The organism is Colwellia psychrerythraea 34H (assembly GCF_000012325.1).
Classification (GTDB): Bacteria; Pseudomonadota; Gammaproteobacteria; order Enterobacterales; family Alteromonadaceae; genus Colwellia; species Colwellia psychrerythraea_A.
Map to the genome: position 1 here is coordinate 1,272,040 of NC_003910.7, position 14,467 is coordinate 1,286,506.

The following is a 14,467-nucleotide window of genomic DNA, read 5'->3' on the forward strand; positions in this document are numbered from 1 at the left end:
AAATATTAGCTTCAATTTTTAAGGAAATAGTTATGACAATCAACGAAGCGCTCCGGTTAATTGCCGGTACCATGATTTTACTATCACTTTTTTTAGCGGTTAATTACTCTCAAAATTGGCTATGGTTTACTGCTTTTATTGCTGTTAACTTAATACAATCATCTTTCACTAAATGGTGTTTAATGATGACAATTTTAAAAAAATTAGGCTTAAGAGATAAGAGTGCCAACTGTAGTGAATAAGCCAACAAAATTTAGCCAAATTAAATGATAGAGGAATGAGTATGTTAAAAACGATACCTGAAGTAATAGCACAAGCGAGAAAATCATTAACCATCATGACTGTTGAAGAGGCTATGTTGTTAGCCAAACAAGAAAATGGTGTGATCATCGATGTACGTGAGCCCAGTGAGTATGCTGAAAAATCAGCCGAGGGCACTATCAATATTCCTCGTGGTTTGCTTGAAATGAAAATGCTTCAAATGTATCCCAATGAAGCGCAACCTATTTTTTTACACTGCGCGACCGGCGCACGTGCTATCTTTTCTGCGGAGCAATTGAAGCGAGTAGGCTATCTAAATGTTTCAGTAATCACTTCAACCCTAGATGATATTTGCAATGCTTGGTGTTAGTTTGGTAAATACTAAGTAAATTAATTTTAGTTAAGTAAAGTGGAGTAAACATGGCATCCCCTGTTGTAATTGACTATTACAGTGATATTTTATGCGTTTGGGCATGGATAGCACAGCGACGCAATGAAGAGCTAAATGCCAAATTATTGGGCAAAATAGAGTGGCGCTATCATTACCTTGATGTATTTGGTGATGCGAGTAATAAAATTCCTAACCAGTGGCAAGAGAAGGAGGGATTCACAGGATTTTCTAATCATATTCAAAAGGCAGCGGCCCCGTATCCAGATGCGCCTATTAATACTGAATTGTGGAAAAGTGTTCGTCCTAAATCTTCGGCTAACCCACACCTTGTTTTAAAGGGGGTTGAGTTAACACTGGGGGCACACGTTAGTATCGAGCTTGCGCTCTTATTTCGTCAGGCATTTTTTATTGATGGTAAAGATATCAGCCATTTAGCCGTATTATTTGGGCTTATTGAAAAAGCTGGCTATAAAGCGGATGAAGTAAAAAGATCGATAGATGATGGCAGAGCAATAGCAGCTTTGATGGCCGATTATCAACAAGCCAAATTGTTGACTTTAAAAGGTAGCCCAACGTATATCATTGATAATGGCAGACAAGTACTTTATGGCAATGTAGGTTATCGGGTCTTATTAGCAAATATTGAAGAGCAGTTGAAGGCACCGACTAATGAAGCAAGTTGGTGTTAACTACTTCTGGTTGATAATTAAAGTTAATCCGTAAAAATGGCTTTCAATCGGTAAGATTAAAGCCATTTTTTATGTGGAAACTGTAGAGGAAAATCATTGATACAATAAGTTTGATGATAGCTACCTAATAATAAGGGGTAATCACCAGTAACTATTACAGCCAGCTTGGTATAATATCTTGTTTGATAATCTCTTCGTAACTAGGGCGTTTTTTTACTATAGCAAATTCATTACCCTTCACCATCACTTCAGGCGCCAACATTCTCGTATTATAGCTAGATGACATAACTGAACCGTATGCACCACTGCTCATAATCGCAATCAAATCACCTGCATCTGATTTATGTACTTGTCTTGCTTTAGCAAAAGTATCGCCTGTTTCACAAACAGGGCCTACCACGTCGTAGGTTTTTAATTCGTTAGCACCTTTATTCACGGCAATAATTTGATGATATGCTTCATACATACTCGGTCTGATCAAGTCATTCATACCCGCATCAAGTATCAAAAATTGTCGTTCTTCGCCATTTTTTATAAAAACCACACTTGAGACAAGAATGCCCGCATTACCTAATAATGAACGACCCGGCTCAATAATAATTTTGCAATTAAGGTGACCAAGTTGTGCCTTAACTAAATCAGCGTAGCTTTGCTTGCTCGGGATGATTTCATCAAGATAAGTAATACCTAAACCACCGCCAACATCAACAACACTAATTTCATGACCATCTGCTCTTAATTCATTAACTAGTTCAGCAATTCGCTGGTACGCTTCTTCAAAAGGAGCCAGACTAGTTAATTGAGAACCAATATGTACATCAACACCTTGCACTTTTATACCAGGTAATGATGCGGCTCGTTTATAGGCAATTCGGGCTTTAGAAATGGGGACGCCAAACTTGTTTTCTGCTTTCCCTGTGGAAATTTTTGCATGGGTTTGCGCACAAACATCAGGATTAATACGAAAAGCAATCGCAGCTGTTTTGTTAAGGGAGGTGGCTACTTTTGATATCAACTCTAGCTCTGGCTCAGACTCAACATTAAACTGGAAAATACCTAACGATAACGCGTAGTGAATTTCTTCTTCAGTTTTCGCAACACCAGAGTAGACAATTTTATCCGCTGGAATGCCTGCCGTAATTGCGCGGCGAATTTCACCCATTGATACCACGTCTGCACCTGAGCCTAATTTAGCTAAGGTGGCAAGTACCGCTTGGTTACTATTGGCTTTTACTGCATAACAAATCAGAGCATCTTGACTGCTAAAAGCATTTTTATATGCTTGAAAACTTGTTTCAATGGCTGTGCTTGAGTAGCAATAAAAGGGAGTTTGTACATGCTGGGCAATATCGCTAAGAGCAATATTTTCAACAAACATTTCATTATTTTTGTGCGGGAAATAGCTAACTGGAGTCATAGAATAATCATTGAGTATTGAGCAAACAGAATGTAACTAAATCTATGCTAACTTGTCGCACTATTCAAGGGCTAAGTGCAATATCGACAAGGTAAAATGTTATAGCTCATAACTTGAATCAATTGAGGAAGGCTTCCACCAATGTTTTTTAGTTCTCAGTAAGTGAATTTGATTGAAATCAGCCTTTGACACCATAATAGTAACCATCAACCTTGTTAAAACAGATTGGTGGTTATTATTTATGCTGTTAAATCAGGACGATTGCTAGGTTTAACTTAATTGGGCAAGAGCAGACTTTAATTCATCTAGGATAACTGGGTTACTGATTGTTTGTTTTTCGCTATCGAAATTATCGAAAAAACTAGGGATCGATACACTAGCTTTCACATCACCAGCAAAATAAGGCGCAGAGCCTGTCGCGGCAGTTAATACCGTTTGAGCGCCACCAGAACCTGGTGAAGTTGCCAGTAATACCATTGGTTTGTTCTGAAATAACTTCTGATCTATACGAGAAGTCCAATCAAATAAGTTTTTGTAAGCTGCAGTATATGAACCGTTATGCTCAGCAAATGAAATGATAATAGCATCTGCTTGACCTAGCTTAGCGAAAAAAGATTTTGCAGCTTCTGGCTGACCTAATAACTCTTCTTTATCTTGACTAAATAATGGCATTTCATATTCATTTATATCTAATATTTCAACAGTAGCATTGGGCACTAATGAAGCGGCGTACGTGGCTAGTTGTTTGTTGATAGATTTTGAACTGCTGCTGGCTGCAAAGGCTAATAATTTCATAATAATGGCTTCCTATTGTATTTATAAATTAGATGGTTTAATGGTATACAACTTTAGCCTAAACATTTTGATTTAGACTTAAAACTTAATATGTAGCTAGTATATAGCTATAATCGAATGTAATTAATAGCCTCTAATGAGAATAACTTTTTCCATATGACTCATAATAACGACTCTAAACTCTTTGATGGCATGGTGATATTTACCCAAGTAGTTGAATGCGGAAGTTTTTCTGGTGCCGCGATAGCAACAGGTCATTCAAATTCTTATATCAGTAAAACACTTAATAAACTTGAAGCACGGGTCGGAGTTCGTTTATTAAATCGAACCACACGATCAATCAGTTTGACTCCAGAAGGACAAGTGTATTATGAACAATGCCAACAGTTAGTGCTCGATGCTCATGATGCAGTATCTCTATTAACGCAAAGTCATATAGAGCCTAAAGGCGTGCTTAAAATAAGCTGTCCGACGTCGTTCGCAGAAAACCACTTACAAGAGGTGATGTCAGCCTTTATGCACCAGTATCCTGAAGTCAATTTGGTTTTAGATTTAAATGATCGCCATGTCGACTTAGTGCAAGATGGCTTTGATTTAGTTATTAGAGCCACAGATAAACTAGCAGAATCAAGCTTAGTTTGTCGCAAAATATATAGCTGCAAAGCTTATACTGTGGCATCACATGACTATTTGAAGCGCTTTGGTCTGCCGCAATCGCCAGAGCAACTCAGTGAGCATCAGTGCATTTGTTACAGTAACTTAAAGCAAGCTAACAAATGGATTTACAGCCATAGCAATGGCACTGATAACCAAGTTGAAGTAAAAGCTAAATTATTATGTAATAGCGCCAGTATGGAGTTAGCCATGGTACTGGCAGGTCATGGTATTTGTAGATTACCCGCATTTGTCATGGAAAAAGAATTGCAAGATAATAAGCTAGCCATACTATTTAATGATTACATTACGCCAACCATTGATGTCTACGCAATTTACCCAAGCCGAAAACACTTATCACCTAAAGTGCGATGCTTTATTGATTTACTTGTTGATAAAATGCCCCGATCGCTCCTATAACTGAACCTCCTATAACTGAACTATATTATGCTCAGTTATGCTCAGTTGTATTCAGTAGAAGATCTCATACATTGCGTCAGCAAAGTACAGAACTCATTAAGGTCGCGGTCTATGGCTGTTTCAGGCAAAAACAAGTGATAGCCCAAGGATTGATTCAATAAGGAACAGTGATGTAGGAATGCAGCTAGTGGCCCAGTCAACGTTTCACCCGAAGGTAAAATAAAAGGCTCGAAATTAAGAAGGCTTTGCCCAAGGGGAAGCAAATCCTGACTCATTGCAAAAGCGACTAGCGGTTTTTGTTCATGAATGAGGCGGTTAGCTAAGCGTGGTGATATTTTATCGGCCAGCGTAGATACGTTTTTTAAACGAATACCAATATAGGGTAATTGTATTTTCGTTAGCCCTGAGGTTTCGTTTATTAATGAAATCCGTTGAATTTGTTGCCAGTCAATTTTCCAGTGACCATATCTATGCTGATATTTTATGCTCTTGGGATTAAGGCATAAACTGTATTTAGGCTCTAGGTACTTTGCTAAACCGGTTATAAAGGTCACTAATGAACACAGGTAGATAAAGGTGAACACCAACTGAAATTGTCGCCAATAGCCTTGGCTAAATACTAGGGTGGAGAAAGTGATAATCAGAGCAACGAGCATTAGAAAAAGCGCATGGTGACTGCTCTGCGCTTTAATATTGATTACAGGTAATGTTCTTGTCATGATTACCTCTCTCGCTGACTTTTTCTTTGTTAAGTCTCTGAGCTAATATTTTGCTAAAAAACCTAACGGCAGTTTTGTTTAATTAACTTAGCAAATTTTTTCTTTTTAGCGGTTAGCTGTTCTTCACTTTGATAATTTCGCTCGCCATCAGCCGACATCAGGTAAAGACGACCACCTTGCTGATACAGGGCAAGTTCACTTTTTAGTTGATTGCAATAACCTGTATTTTTTTGCTTTTGCTTAGCCTTTTTTTGGGCTTCTTCTGCTTTAGCTTGCTTAGTCTTATTATAGTCTTGTTGCCATTGACTGTTGCTGCTGACAGTTTTTGAAATATTATTATTTTCTCTCGGTTTTATTGTAGTAACTTTTGCATCACTTATTGGTTTATCACTGAAGTGAACCTTACCGTTTTTATCCGTCCAAGTATAAATTTCGGCACTTAAATTAAATGATAAACAGCTGCTTGCAACCAGTAAAATAATGCCTAATCGTGTTAAGTTTTTCATAAATTCCCTTTGTAACCTAATGTCTGTATCTTAATACTTTACCTATTATTACTGTGTACATAAATAGCATTTAAATACTGTTAATATAATGTTTACGGTGTAATTAGAAGAGTTAATTTATTCTACTATTAAAACCATAACATAGCTTTATTAGGATGTGACAGCTTGATATGATTAATTTTTCAAGTTTAATTCACCAAACATCCAATACTCTAAGTTCAGGATAAGTAATACCAATTAGATTAATTAATGGATCAATTTTTTATGAGGATAAATTTTCAAGAACAAGGCGCTTGATTGAGCAATAGCTGGATATTGGGATTGAAAGCAACAATGTTATTGGATATTTAGGCCATTCAAAAAGATCATTTAGTCAGTCTGATTGGTATAATACAAGGAAAGTTTCTATGAAGGGATTATGGTTTCTATTATTGTTAGCTGGGTGCTTTACTCTTTGCCAAGCAGGGCAAATGTATAAATATAAAGATGCTAATGGTAACTGGGTATTTAGCGATAAACCGCCAGTAACAGAGCAAGACTTTTCTACAGTACAGTTTATTAGCCCGAAAAAACCAAGCTATAAAGTTCAACTGTATAATGTAAAGAACAAACAAGGTTATACTCTCTATGCTAAAAATGACTTTTATGCACCTATCGAAGTCGGTTTTACTTCCCCAATTAGCCAAACGCTTATCAGTAAAGTTATCCCTGCAAGGGGCCGTATCGCTCTACTTGAAAGCAAAACAAAAATACTTAGCCTTGATCACCGGTGGGCGCTAGGGGCTCCAAACAGCGTTGCTGAAAATTACCAATATCATGCCCCTTTTAGCTCACCTAAAGGGCATCGAATCACGCAAGGTTTTAATGGTAAGTTTTCGCATACCAATGATTACAATAAGTATGCAGTAGATATTGCAATGGATGTTGGTACTTACTTAACGGCAGTGCGAGCAGGAACAGTCGTTTGGGTTAAAGATGATTACCATATGAGTGGCACAACAAACTATTTTTTAGATAAAGCGAATGTTATTAAGGTATTGCATGATGATGGTACTTTTTCATCGTATGCCCATATCCTCATGGATACAGCAATAGTGAAAGAAGGGGATAAAGTTGCACTGGGTGATAAGCTCGCTCGATCAGGATCCTCAGGATTTTCCACTGGCCCTCACTTGCACTTTTCTATCATCAAAAATGCCGGACTAAAAAATATCGCCATACCTTTTAAGTTTGTTGATAACAAAGGCACGGCATTTACCCCAAAACGTGCAATGATTATGGTTGGTGCCAGCAATCCTTAAACTTGAAGGTAGTTAATCAAGTGTCTTCTTAAAACGCAATGCGGCAACGAGCAAGCCAAAACAGGTAAAACCAATTAACCAAAACATATCAAAGTTCATCTCAATAACATCCACATCACGTAATACAACGCCCCTAATTAAGCGAATAAAATGCGTAGCGGGTAACGCCTCTGCAATGTATTGCGCAGGCAGTGGCATACCTTCATAAGGAAACATAAAACCAGATAATAATATTGAGGGGAGCAAAATGAAAATGGTCATTTGCATTGACTGTAATTGATTTTTAGCTATGGTTGATATGACTAATCCAAGTACTAAACTGGCGCAAATAAACAGCAAGGTAGCAATAGCAAGTTGGGCCAATCCACCATTGAAAGGCACGTTAAAAAGCCAATAACCGAGTCCTAAAATAATGCTGACTTGAATCGCGCCAATGAAAATATACGGAAATATTTTACCAATCATCAATTCGATGGGGGCAAGTGGTGTAGTAATGAGCATCTCCATATTCCCGCGCTCTTGCTCTCTGACAATAGCTGCCGAAGTAAACATTATCATCGTCATTGTCAGTATTACGGCAACAAGGCCAGGTACAATGTTCACTACACTACGTTGTTCTGGATTATAGAGTAAGGTCACTTCAAACGTCGGGGTATTTCGGTTGGCCGGTTTATCTAGAAGTTCAACTAGTGGCATATTGCGCAAACTCTTTATACTACCCGCTATAACGGTGTCTGAGCCATCGACTAACCATTGTGCAATTGGCCTGCTGGTTTCTTGTTTACTTGATGGCGGTAAACCAAAGCCGACACTGGGATGACGAACCAATCGCTGGCTAACGTCTTGTGGGATAATCAGTACCGCGCGCACTTCGTTACTATCAATCGCTTTTTGTGCCGCTTTTACCGAGTGATAGCTGTGGGTGAAGGTTATGATACCTGTTGCAGAAACTGTTTGTTGTAATATGCGACTTAGCGATGTTTGGCTATGGTCAACTACGCCAACGGGAATATTCCGTACATTGGTGTTAATAGCAAAAGCAAATAACAATAGTTGAACTAGGGGGATCATGATCACCATGGCAAAGGTCATTCTATCGCGGCTAAGTTGCAATAACTCTTTAGTGACGATTGCTTGAATTCTCAATAAAGATGTTTTCATTACAATGCCTCTCTTTGACCCGTGCAGCTGACAAAGACATCTTCCAAGCTAGGCCTAACAATGGCAAGTTGATCTGTTGGTTTAATACAGGATTGACGCTGTAATAGCCCTACCGGATTTCTTTCTGCTTTATTAACTAAAACGCGTAAATGCGTACCTAACTGAGCGGCTGAGATGACTTGCGGTAGTTGGATCAGTTTGTCTTTTATATATCGTAAGTCACTTGCTGCAATCTCAACAACTTGTGCCGCCATATTATTCATTAATGCTTGAGGTGTATCGTCTGCTCTTTTAACACCGTTTTCTAAAATGGCTAATTTGTGGCAACGTTCAGCTTCATCCATGTAATGAGTTGAGACCAAAATAGTGGTGCCTTGATCGCAAAGGTCAAATAACTGTTCCCAAAACTCTCGGCGATTTTGTGGATCAACTGCTGATGTTGGCTCATCTAAAAAGAGCAGTTTAGGTTTGTGTATCACTGCAGCGGCAAGGGCCAAACGTTGTTTTTGACCGCCACTCATGCTGCCAGCAAGTTGCTGGCTTTGTTGGGTTAATTGATGAGTACTTAATAACTCGCTCAAACGTGACTTTTGTTCGTTAGCGGTCAAGCCGTAAATCTTACTGATAAATTGTAAGTTCTCTTTGACAGTAAGATCATCATAAAGTGAAAATTTTTGTGTCATATAACCAATTTGTAGGCGCAGTTTATTGGCTTCTTGCGGCAAATGACAATCCAATACGCTAATCTGACCACTGGTAGGTTTTAATAAGCCAGTGAGTAATCGAATAGCAGTGGTTTTACCTGAACCATTAGGCCCTAAAAATCCGTAAATAGTTTGTTTTTCGACGGTTAAATCTAAATTCGATATCGCAGCTAATTGACCGAAGTTTCGGCAAAGGTTCTTAGCGTTTATAGCAAATTCAGGACTGTAATTTTGATTGTTGGCCGCGACTCGGGTTGAAATAATCATGGCATTTGAACTTGCGCTGGGACACCCATAGGTAAATCTGCTGCACTATTGGGTAGTTGTATTTCGGCCAAATACATGAGGTTGGCGCGCTCTTCTTGGTTTAGCGCATAATAAGGGGTAAACGCGGGTTCGGAAGATATCCACCGTACAGTGCCGATAATCGGAGCGTTCAAGCCATCAACGTGTACCATTAATCTATCGGCGACTTTTATTTTTACACGGTAAGGTTCTGGCACATAAACACGCGCAAAAGGAGCGTTGCCCGCCAAGACAATTGCCACAGGACTACCTTGCGTCACTCGTTCGCCTAAGTTCCAGGGTAAGTTATCTAATAAACCATCACGCTTGGCGGTAATGGTTAAATCTTTAAGTTTTTTCTTTTCACTATCCATTACGGCAATGGTTGTCGCTAAAATAGCCTCGGCAATTTGTAAATCTTCAATGCGGGCGCCATTAATAAGTTGTAATAACTTTTCTTGTGCATTGTGAAGTTTAGCGGTGTTTTCATCACGCGACGCAAGGGCATTATCAAGTGTTGCTTGACTCGCTAATTCTTTTCTAATGAGTATTTTAGTACGTTGATAATTAGCTTCGCTTTTTACTAGCGCTGCTTTAGCACCAGCAACTTGTGCAGACGCCGCAGCAACTTCTTCTTCACGAGCACCATTGTGCACTTTTTCTAAATTAGCCTTAGCTTGTTGCATTTCCGCTTGGGCTTTAGCAACCAGCGCTTTTTGAATTGTATCATCGAGCTTTACCAGTACAGTGCCTTTACTGACTTGGCTACCTGCACTAACAGGTAAAGCGGTGATGATTTCACTCACTGTTGCTGTGTGAGCTATGCGCTCTCGCTCTAATGTACCAAGGGCAAGGCCAGGTTTACTGTTATCACAAGCGTTGAGGAATATTAGCGTGAAAAACAGCATAAATAACGTAGGGCAAGTACCGAAAAACTTCGTAGACATGAATATTAATCTCATTGAAATGTAGACTAGTTTTTAGTGTAATCTCAATGAGTTAAAAGTCAATTTATTCTCTAGCTAGAGACTAGATTGAGGGAAGGCTAAGTTGAATAGGTAAGGGCAGTTTAAACACAGTTATTAAGTGTACTGTTGCTCAAAATAGCTCTCAATAATTAACCTAGCTGATTCAGCATCAATATTATCTTTTTTCAAATTTTTAAAACCGCCGCGAGCAAATAGTTGCTCTTTGGCATCGGCAGTGGTTAATCGTTCATCTTGAAACTCAACTTGTATACCAAAACGGCCATGGATTCGGTTACCGAATTTCTTAGCATCTAAAGTCAGTTGTTGCTCACTACCGTCCATATTTAGTGGCAAACCAACGACGATGAAATCAGGTTGCCATTCTTTTAGATACTTAGCTAAGTTATCCCAATGAGGAATTCCATCGGTGGCCTTTACCGAACCTAGTGGCGTGGCACTACCTGTCATTTCTTGGCCTACGGCAACGCCGATATATTTTTTACCAAAATCGAATCCAATAACGGTGCGTTGGCCAATGGGTGATTTAGTTTTAGTCGACATTTTTTTCCTTGAGATATGGTCATTACTTTTAGTAATATTATGGTGTAATTTCATGAAGCATTTGGTGTCGTAATTTATACGCTAGCGCTGAAAGGGCTGCGATTAAGCATGCCCAATATCGGTAGATAAATGGGCGAGATCAATACCCAGTTTTTCAGTAGCCTTTTTCCAACGTTGCTCAATGGGTGTTTTAAAAAGTATCTCAATGTCGGCAGGCGTGGTGAGCCATGAATTAGCCTGTAGCTCTTGTTCTAGTTGACCGGGTCCCCAACCAGCATAACCTAAGGTAACAATGAATTGTTCAGGGGCCTGTTGAGTGCCCAGTGCCATTAGGATATCTTTTGAGGTGGTGATCATCAGCTCTTTACTCAAGACTAAAGAGCTACTCCAACCTGGTTGTGAACTATGCAGAACGAACCCTCTCTGTTGAGCAATAGGGCCACCTGCGAGCACTAATTGTTCTAAGCTATTAGTAATATCAGTGACAAGCGTAATATCATTCACATCATCACTTTTGGTTAACTCACTGTTACTATTTACGTTACCTGTTTTGTCACCTTCATCTGGCTCTATTTGCTTGAGCAAATCAGCTAAGGTGATATTAACGGGCAAGTTGATGATCAAGCCCATAGCACCATCTTCATTATGCTCACAAATATAAGTCACAGTTTTATTAAAATAAGGATCACCCAGAGATGGCATGGCAATCAATAATTGGTTCTCTAAGCTACTCATTGATTGAGACGGTTCTAAATCAAAATCACTCTTAATCGTTGCTCTTTGTTCTAATTTTTGTTGTTTTTCCATGCAATTCAACCCTTATTTATTGATATTATCTTCAATCGCATCCATTAACTTACCACTGATATTTATTGGATAAGCAGCTTCAATTTCACGGATACACGTAGGACTCGTCACATTGATCTCAGTTACTTTATCACCAATAACATCAAGACCAACAAAGTATAGACCACGTTTTTTCAATTCAGGAGCAATAGCATCAGCAATCGCTTTATCACTAACACTAAGAGGGCGAGCAACACCACGTCCGCCGGCAGCCAAATTACCACGAGTTTCACCCTGAGCAGGTATACGCGCTAGGCAGTAAGGCATAGGTTCACCATTAACAATCAGGATACGTTTATCACCATCAGCAATCTCTGGCATAAACTCTTGCACCATCGCATATTGCTCGCCATGGTTGGTTAAGGTTTCGATAATTACGCCTACGTTAACATCGTCTGCTTTAATTCGAAATATTGACGCGCCGCCCATGCCATCAAGAGGTTTAATAATAACGTCTTGTAGTTTATTGTGAAATTCTCGAATTTTATCACTACTACGTGTTACCAATGTTTTAGGAGTAAATTCGCTAAACCAAGCCGTAAATAGTTTTTCATTACAATCACGTAAACTTTGCGGTTTATTTACAATGAGTGTGCCTTCAACTTCAGCACGCTCTAGAAGATAAGTTGCGTAAATAAATTCAGTATCAAAAGGAGGATCTTTACGCATCAATACTGCATCTAACTCACTCACGGCTATATCTTGAGGGTCTGATAACTCATACCAATGCTCACTATCATCAAACACTTTAACTCGATGTGTTGTGGCACGACATTGGCCTTGATCAAGATATAAATCTTTCATTTCCATGTAGTAAAGTTCATAGCCACGTTGCTGTGCTTCAAGCATCATCGCCATTGATGAATCTTTTGCTACTTTAACTTGTGAAATAGGATCCATCACTATGCCGAGTTTTATTACTTTATTTGTAGTCATTTTTTATCCTGTTCAATGTTGATTTTTAATGCTGTCGTTGCAAGTCGCAATAAACTTCATTTAAGGTATGTTCTTGTCATAAGCTGTTATACCAATCTCACTAACTTTGTGATCATTTCTACTGGTTAAAATAACCAACTATTTCGTTGTTTATTTAATAATTAGAACAACTAGTTATTAAAATAAACGTCTTATATTTGGTCATTTTTTCTGCGTATAAAATAGATCACCTAATTAATGAAACTGGTATTATTAATTTGTAGTTGAGAAAAACAATAATAAATTTAGTGTAAATCACCAAAGCGACATTGTAATGCAGTAATTGCCGTTAATGCCGCCGTTTCAGTGCGTAATACTCTGGGGCCAAGCAGTACATCGTGAAAATCACTGTCATTGGCTTGCGTGATTTCTTCATCACTTAACCCGCCTTCAGGACCAATGAGTAATCGAACACGGGTATTTTCCATAGGCAAACTCATGATGGAATGCTGTGCTTTTGGGTGTAAATTAATTTTCAAAGCACTGGTTTCTTGTTTTAACCAATCAGCTAATAACATCGGCTCTGCAACAATGGGCACGCTTGCACGACCACTTTGCTCACAAGCGCTAATGACAATTTTTTGCCACTGTTGACGTTTTTTCTCAAGACGTTCGGCATTAAGTTTTACTCCGCAGCGCTCGGTGAATAAAGGGGTAATGGTATTTACGCCAAGCTCTACCGATTTTTGTAACGTAAAGTCCATTCTATCGCCACGAGAAATACCTTGCCCTAAATGGATATTAAGCGGTGATTCACTGTTGTTTTCCTCTTGGGAAGTAACTTTTACATCAGCTGATTTTTTACTTACATTACAGAGTGTTGCTGTATATTGAAAAGCTTCTTCACCATTGAATAATGTAATAGTGTCACCTTCTTTTAGACGTAAAACGCGCACTACATGACCAAAGGCGTCATCAGATAATGGCACTGTTTCGTTAAGAGCAAATTGACTTTGTTGAAAAATTCTTGGGTTACGCATAATAGGGCTTAATGGAAAATCATGATTATTAAACTAAAATAAGGGCGACAAGGGCAAAAAACAATGAATAAATGTATAAAATTGTACTCTTTTATTGGTTTCATTTGACTAGCTACGAAATTACACGTAATTTCTTAAGTAATATAAATAAAAAGGATTAACAATGAAAAAAATTATACTTACCACGCTTGCGGCCAGTGTATTTTCTTTAGCACTTGCAGGTCAATCAGCCATTGCTGGTGAAATGATCTCAGTGGATAAGAACTTTGCTAGCCCAATTATTTCATTAAGTGGTTATGATAAAGTTTATATACAAGACTTAGACCTTTCCCACACTAAAATTATTTCACCCCCTTGGATTGATAAAGAAAGTTTCGAGTGGAAAGTCACAGATAGCAATCGAGCTCATTTAAAAGCACGTTTTAAAGAAGGTGTTGAAAAAGGCTTAACTGAGAATAAAGGTCGCTACGACATTGTAGACAAAGAAGGTAAGGGCGTACTTATTGTTGATGTAGAAATTATCAGCTTTATGCCATATGCCTCACAAGAAGATACTGAAACAACAACGAAAGGCTCTGGTGAGTTTCATTTATCAGTTCACTTACGTGATGGTAAGACAAGAAGCTTAATTCATATATTTGAAGGTACACAAGCCATCGGTGATGACTATCAACCTAATACAGCGATGGAACGTGCTAAAGATGCAAAAAACCTCTTTAAGGCTTGGGGCAAATCGTTACGTAAAAAACTTGATGCAGCTAACTAGCACCAGTATTTAATACTAAGTGGACTCATTTATTAATCCAATTGGTATAACAGGCTTAAATCGATACT

17 protein-coding genes are annotated in these 14,467 nt (G+C 38.6%); 6 read left to right on the forward strand and 11 right to left on the reverse strand.

Annotated features, from left to right (window positions below):
• Positions 1-32 precede the first annotated feature (32 nt).
• Genes CPS_RS05505 through CPS_RS05515 form a run of 3 tightly spaced genes read left to right on the forward strand, consistent with a single transcriptional unit; the run spans position 33 to position 1,341 of the window.
• Positions 33-242 carry a YgaP family membrane protein gene (locus CPS_RS05505; RefSeq protein ID WP_011042074.1) on the forward strand — a complete coding sequence of 70 codons (210 nt, stop codon included), beginning with the start codon at positions 33-35 and terminating at the stop codon, positions 240-242.
• 41 nt (positions 243-283) lie between these two features.
• On the forward strand, positions 284-631 hold the full coding sequence (locus CPS_RS05510) for a rhodanese-like domain-containing protein (RefSeq protein ID WP_011042075.1): 348 nt from the start codon (positions 284-286) through the stop codon (positions 629-631).
• 50 nt (positions 632-681) lie between these two features.
• Positions 682-1,341 carry a DsbA family oxidoreductase gene (locus CPS_RS05515; protein ID WP_011042076.1) on the forward strand — a complete coding sequence of 220 codons (660 nt, stop codon included), beginning with the start codon at positions 682-684 and terminating at the stop codon, positions 1,339-1,341.
• Between the two features lie 154 nt (positions 1,342-1,495).
• Here CPS_RS05515 and lysA read toward each other — a convergent pair whose 3' ends face one another.
• Positions 1,496-2,758: a diaminopimelate decarboxylase gene (gene lysA, locus CPS_RS05520; protein WP_011042077.1), complete on the reverse strand. Its 1,263-nt coding sequence runs from the start codon at positions 2,756-2,758 to the stop codon at positions 1,496-1,498.
• Between the two features lie 270 nt (positions 2,759-3,028).
• Positions 3,029-3,553, reverse strand: coding sequence for an NADPH-dependent FMN reductase (locus CPS_RS05525; protein WP_011042080.1), 525 nt, complete (start codon positions 3,551-3,553; stop codon positions 3,029-3,031).
• Positions 3,554-3,709: 156 nt separating this feature from the next.
• On the opposite strand from CPS_RS05525, the gene CPS_RS05530 reads away from it, so the two are divergent.
• Entirely contained in the window at positions 3,710-4,627 is a 918-nt protein-coding gene (locus CPS_RS05530) for a LysR family transcriptional regulator (RefSeq protein WP_041736714.1), read from the forward strand.
• Between the two features lie 41 nt (positions 4,628-4,668).
• On the opposite strand, the gene CPS_RS05535 is transcribed toward CPS_RS05530, so the two are convergent.
• Together CPS_RS05535 and CPS_RS05540 are read right to left on the reverse strand one after the other, a co-directional pair.
• A complete protein-coding gene (locus tag CPS_RS05535; protein WP_011042082.1) occupies positions 4,669-5,346 on the reverse strand; it encodes a DUF2982 domain-containing protein in 678 nt (225 codons plus the stop codon).
• A 62-nt stretch (positions 5,347-5,408) separates the two neighbouring features.
• Positions 5,409-5,852 (reverse strand): DUF4124 domain-containing protein, encoded by a 444-nt coding sequence (locus CPS_RS05540; RefSeq protein ID WP_011042083.1) that lies wholly within the window; start codon positions 5,850-5,852, stop codon positions 5,409-5,411.
• Between the two features lie 407 nt (positions 5,853-6,259).
• Between CPS_RS05540 and CPS_RS05545 the strand changes: the two genes are divergently transcribed.
• A complete protein-coding gene (locus CPS_RS05545; protein ID WP_011042084.1) occupies positions 6,260-7,153 on the forward strand; it encodes a peptidoglycan DD-metalloendopeptidase family protein in 894 nt (297 codons plus the stop codon).
• 12 nt (positions 7,154-7,165) lie between these two features.
• On the opposite strand, the gene CPS_RS05550 is transcribed toward CPS_RS05545, so the two are convergent.
• The 7 genes from CPS_RS05550 to rsmE form a co-directional block, all read right to left on the reverse strand.
• Positions 7,166-8,314 carry an ABC transporter permease gene (locus CPS_RS05550; protein ID WP_011042085.1) on the reverse strand — a complete coding sequence of 383 codons (1,149 nt, stop codon included), beginning with the start codon at positions 8,312-8,314 and terminating at the stop codon, positions 7,166-7,168.
• Positions 8,314-9,285, reverse strand: a complete 972-nt coding sequence (locus CPS_RS05555) for an ABC transporter ATP-binding protein (RefSeq protein WP_011042086.1) — start codon at positions 9,283-9,285, stop codon at positions 8,314-8,316. The genes CPS_RS05550 and CPS_RS05555 overlap by 1 nt, the downstream gene beginning before the upstream one ends.
• On the reverse strand, positions 9,282-10,250 hold the full coding sequence (locus tag CPS_RS05560; RefSeq protein ID WP_011042087.1) for an HlyD family secretion protein: 969 nt from the start codon (positions 10,248-10,250) through the stop codon (positions 9,282-9,284). Before CPS_RS05560 ends, CPS_RS05555 begins: the two co-directional genes overlap by 4 nt.
• 135 nt (positions 10,251-10,385) lie before the next feature.
• The gene (gene ruvX, locus CPS_RS05565) at positions 10,386-10,832 is read right to left on the reverse strand and encodes a Holliday junction resolvase RuvX (protein WP_011042088.1); all 447 of its coding nucleotides are present in this window, start codon (positions 10,830-10,832) and stop codon (positions 10,386-10,388) included.
• A 102-nt stretch (positions 10,833-10,934) separates the two neighbouring features.
• Positions 10,935-11,567 (reverse strand): YqgE/AlgH family protein, encoded by a 633-nt coding sequence (locus tag CPS_RS05570; RefSeq protein ID WP_041737367.1) that lies wholly within the window; start codon positions 11,565-11,567, stop codon positions 10,935-10,937.
• Positions 11,568-11,651: 84 nt separating this feature from the next.
• Positions 11,652-12,614 carry a glutathione synthase gene (gshB, locus tag CPS_RS05575; protein WP_011042090.1) on the reverse strand — a complete coding sequence of 321 codons (963 nt, stop codon included), beginning with the start codon at positions 12,612-12,614 and terminating at the stop codon, positions 11,652-11,654.
• 284 nt (positions 12,615-12,898) lie between these two features.
• Positions 12,899-13,633 carry a 16S rRNA (uracil(1498)-N(3))-methyltransferase gene (rsmE, locus tag CPS_RS05580; protein ID WP_011042091.1) on the reverse strand — a complete coding sequence of 245 codons (735 nt, stop codon included), beginning with the start codon at positions 13,631-13,633 and terminating at the stop codon, positions 12,899-12,901.
• Between the two features lie 163 nt (positions 13,634-13,796).
• On the opposite strand from rsmE, the gene CPS_RS05585 reads away from it, so the two are divergent.
• A complete protein-coding gene (locus tag CPS_RS05585) occupies positions 13,797-14,399 on the forward strand; it encodes a DUF3313 family protein (RefSeq protein WP_011042092.1) in 603 nt (200 codons plus the stop codon).
• Positions 14,400-14,467 lie beyond the last annotated feature (68 nt).

Excerpts from the sequence above, each read along its gene's own strand:
- CPS_RS05505 (WP_011042074.1), top strand. The coding sequence starts at position 33 with ATGACAATCAACGAAGCGCTCCGGTTAATTGCCGGTACCATGATTTTA.
- CPS_RS05510 (WP_011042075.1), top strand. The coding sequence starts at position 284 with ATGTTAAAAACGATACCTGAAGTAATAGCACAAGCGAGAAAATCATTA.
- CPS_RS05515 (WP_011042076.1), top strand. The coding sequence starts at position 682 with ATGGCATCCCCTGTTGTAATTGACTATTACAGTGATATTTTATGCGTT.
- lysA (WP_011042077.1), bottom strand. The coding sequence starts at position 2,758 with ATGACTCCAGTTAGCTATTTCCCGCACAAAAATAATGAAATGTTTGTT.
- CPS_RS05525 (WP_011042080.1), bottom strand. The coding sequence starts at position 3,553 with ATGAAATTATTAGCCTTTGCAGCCAGCAGCAGTTCAAAATCTATCAAC.
- CPS_RS05530 (WP_041736714.1), top strand. The coding sequence starts at position 3,710 with ATGACTCATAATAACGACTCTAAACTCTTTGATGGCATGGTGATATTT.
- CPS_RS05535 (WP_011042082.1), bottom strand. The coding sequence starts at position 5,346 with ATGACAAGAACATTACCTGTAATCAATATTAAAGCGCAGAGCAGTCAC.
- CPS_RS05540 (WP_011042083.1), bottom strand. The coding sequence starts at position 5,852 with ATGAAAAACTTAACACGATTAGGCATTATTTTACTGGTTGCAAGCAGC.
- CPS_RS05545 (WP_011042084.1), top strand. The coding sequence starts at position 6,260 with ATGAAGGGATTATGGTTTCTATTATTGTTAGCTGGGTGCTTTACTCTT.
- CPS_RS05550 (WP_011042085.1), bottom strand. The coding sequence starts at position 8,314 with ATGAAAACATCTTTATTGAGAATTCAAGCAATCGTCACTAAAGAGTTA.
- CPS_RS05555 (WP_011042086.1), bottom strand. The coding sequence starts at position 9,285 with ATGATTATTTCAACCCGAGTCGCGGCCAACAATCAAAATTACAGTCCT.
- CPS_RS05560 (WP_011042087.1), bottom strand. The coding sequence starts at position 10,250 with ATGTCTACGAAGTTTTTCGGTACTTGCCCTACGTTATTTATGCTGTTT.
- ruvX (WP_011042088.1), bottom strand. The coding sequence starts at position 10,832 with ATGTCGACTAAAACTAAATCACCCATTGGCCAACGCACCGTTATTGGA.
- CPS_RS05570 (WP_041737367.1), bottom strand. The coding sequence starts at position 11,567 with ATGAGTAGCTTAGAGAACCAATTATTGATTGCCATGCCATCTCTGGGT.
- gshB (WP_011042090.1), bottom strand. The coding sequence starts at position 12,614 with ATGACTACAAATAAAGTAATAAAACTCGGCATAGTGATGGATCCTATT.
- rsmE (WP_011042091.1), bottom strand. The coding sequence starts at position 13,633 with ATGCGTAACCCAAGAATTTTTCAACAAAGTCAATTTGCTCTTAACGAA.
- CPS_RS05585 (WP_011042092.1), top strand. The coding sequence starts at position 13,797 with ATGAAAAAAATTATACTTACCACGCTTGCGGCCAGTGTATTTTCTTTA.